The 2,819-nt window shown below is 35.5% G+C and carries 2 protein-coding genes; both read left to right on the top strand.

Features of this window, described 5'->3' with window-relative positions:
- Window positions 1-303: 303 nt before the first annotated feature.
- A complete protein-coding gene (locus H5058_RS10990; protein ID WP_182678205.1) occupies window positions 304-1,752 on the top strand; it encodes a hypothetical protein in 1,449 nt (482 codons plus the stop codon).
- Window positions 1,753-1,907: 155 nt separating this feature from the next.
- Window positions 1,908-2,579, top strand: coding sequence for a cold-shock protein (locus tag H5058_RS10985; RefSeq protein WP_182678203.1), 672 nt, complete (start codon window positions 1,908-1,910; stop codon window positions 2,577-2,579).
- Window positions 2,580-2,819: the final 240 nt, after the last annotated feature.

The following is a 2,819-nucleotide window of genomic DNA, read 5'->3' as shown; positions in this document are numbered from 1 at the left end:
TATAAATTGAAATATTGGGCATGAATTGGTTGTTTTATTACATCAGTCTCACGTGAGACTCAGGTTTATAAATTGAAATACTGAGCATGAACTTGGTAACTTTTGATAGCAGTCTCACGTGAGACAATGAATTATATTGATAGCGCAATAAGGGTTACAGGTTAAAGTGAATGGTAACGAGTTTTAGAAATTGCCGTCGCGTCAACAGCGACGTTTTATTTACTAGCAATAAATACAGCAAAAAAAAAGAGTACATTAAAACAGTGCTGTAAACATATTGTATGAAATTATATAGGTGAAAAAGTGAAAGACACAAAACAATCTAACATCGACTTGACTCATTTAAATATAAAGGCCCCTCTAATTAGAGTTCAGGACGCCAGCGTTCTAAAAGTCATAAGGCGATCGGTAAATGTACTTGATATAAAGCCAAAACAATTAGCCTTTTTAAATGCATCCATAAAGAAGTGCCTTAGTCACTCCGAGCAGATAACCTCACTTGAAGAAGTATCACAAACCTTGGGGTTTTCAATGTCTACGATAAGAAATTATGCAAAATATTTTCTTGATATAGGCTTGTTTGAGCAATCATATTGCACTACAGATGAGAAAAAAAATAGAAGGGGTGTTCTATATGATCTCAAAGCACCTGAAACAAGCATATCACTTAGTAAAGATGGAGAGAGTAAAGCAGCTCAAGCTCAACTAATCAGAGTTGAAGATGTAGATATTGTAAATAGGGACGATTTAAAAGATGCTGCTTTTTGCGATTTAATAACAACAGTTCTGTTTGGATCGTTACGTTTCAATCAAAAAGCTAGCCAAGCCAAAATTGAATCTTTTGTTTTGTGGCAATCTGAAAAAGTAAATGTTACAACACGATCTGGTAAAGGTGAGAAAATAGCGCTTTTAAAAGATCTCAGGTATTACATAGCTTTAATAACTGTATTGGAACATATAATAAAAGAACAGCTCAGCTCAGGATTGGAAGTGGGTGAAACCTATAACATCCCACTAAATTCAGTTTTAAGTGTACTTTCATTGCCTAAAAGTGGCGGGAACAAAAGTCAGGCCTTAAAAGGCATACGGAGATTATCGGGCACATCATTTCATATGAACAAGCTACCCAGCTGGTTTCTTCAAAGATACAATATGTCTGAAAACTCTGTTCTTCATTTGAATATTCTAAATTTACGTGTGGAAGGTGAATCAAAGGAGGTGCCCGGATCTGTTGTCCTACAGATACAGTTCCCGAGCGAAACTGTAGCCCAAATTATTAAAAGGTTTGATAGTTCAATCGACGCATATCATGAGCTAACAGAAACCCAGCCTTATGCCTTGTCGGTTAAAAATAATTTAATATTTGCTTTTAACCTTTGGAGTTCAGCCTATTTTAAATCGAAAGGGCTCGCGGTTATGGGCTGGCCTGAGCTTAAGGATAGAATCGCGCCGCAAATATCATTAACAGATTTCAAAAAGAACTTTAGTATCATATTAAAAAACCATGCATCCATGGCGTCTATGTGGATGGATTTTGATGATGTGGGTAGTCCGATAGAAGAAGAAGATGATAAATATGAAAGGGTTTATCAGGGTGGGGTAGCCATGCAGGAAACGGCTGTAATTCTAGGTGTGAAGATCACAGTTAACCAAGACGAAATAGTATTAATGCCAGAAATAAAAAAACATTCATCTTTTACAAGAAACCTTGCGCCTCAATTTATGAGCCAGCAAATAAAAAAGAAAGTTTAATTAGTTAATGTATTAATAAATAGTGATGTATAAGCCAGGCCGAACATTAATTAATAGATGTTAAGTAATTTGAGATAGTTGTCTAGTAAGTGGCCCTGCTCATCGAGAGGCAAACCACCAGCTTTATATGAAGTATATATTTGGGAATAAAAACTGTGCAAGGTAAAGTTGTATCGTATATAAAAAGTAAAAAGTATGGGTTCATTAAAGGGAGTGATGGTGAAAGTTACTTTCTCCACTTTTCATGCTTGCTAAATAGTGACGATGAGGAAAAACTAGTTAAAGGAGCAGTGGTAGAATTCGACCCGACGCCGACCGCGAAAGGTTTAGCTGCAAAGAAAATAAAGGTTAACAATGTTTATTTTAAACATGAGCCCGTTAACTTTTTTATGAGCAAACACCACAACCCAAAGCAAGGTCATGTTGAAAAAAGGCTGCCATTAAGAACTCGCTTCTTTGAAGACCCAAATGAAGGTAGAGCGCATATAAAAAAACTAGCCATTGAAGCAGGGTGTAATGCTGTGCTGAATTTAAAATATGAAAAAGAAACGTTTAATTCAGGAAACTATCATTATTCAGTGCATGCTTTTATGGGCGACTTTGCACTAGTTACACAAAAAACACTATGTAGTAATGAGGTAGATGCAATTGAGGGTGAGCTAAAATTAAAAGTGTTAGTAGAACAGTTTGATAACAAATTCAACATTGTGTCTGAACAAGAGAGTGAGCAAAGGAAAGCGCAGTTAGAACCTAGTCCAATTGATCTTTCGGGATGCGTCTTTTTATTTATGATTCTTATTGTTGTTGGATTACTCTTTACTACTTAATAACCGATAAAGAACGAACGCAACATGCTATAAATGTGGAATAAACCATGGGTCATTTTTAAATCTTTAACAAATCAGCCGTGGTTTTAAGTTGTACGCATTGAATTACGACTTAACCCACTTTTATTCCGCAACAAATTTATTCGATTTTAAATCTAATCTTATCCACTGGTAACTCCACAATGAATTTTAACAACTAAATAACTTGGATATTTACCACTATCAGTACAGCAGGTAGAT

The organism is Pseudoalteromonas sp. SR45-4 (genome assembly GCF_014163535.1).
GTDB lineage: Bacteria > Pseudomonadota > Gammaproteobacteria > Enterobacterales > Alteromonadaceae > Pseudoalteromonas > Pseudoalteromonas nigrifaciens.
This window is presented reverse-complemented; position numbering and strand designations above follow the sequence as displayed.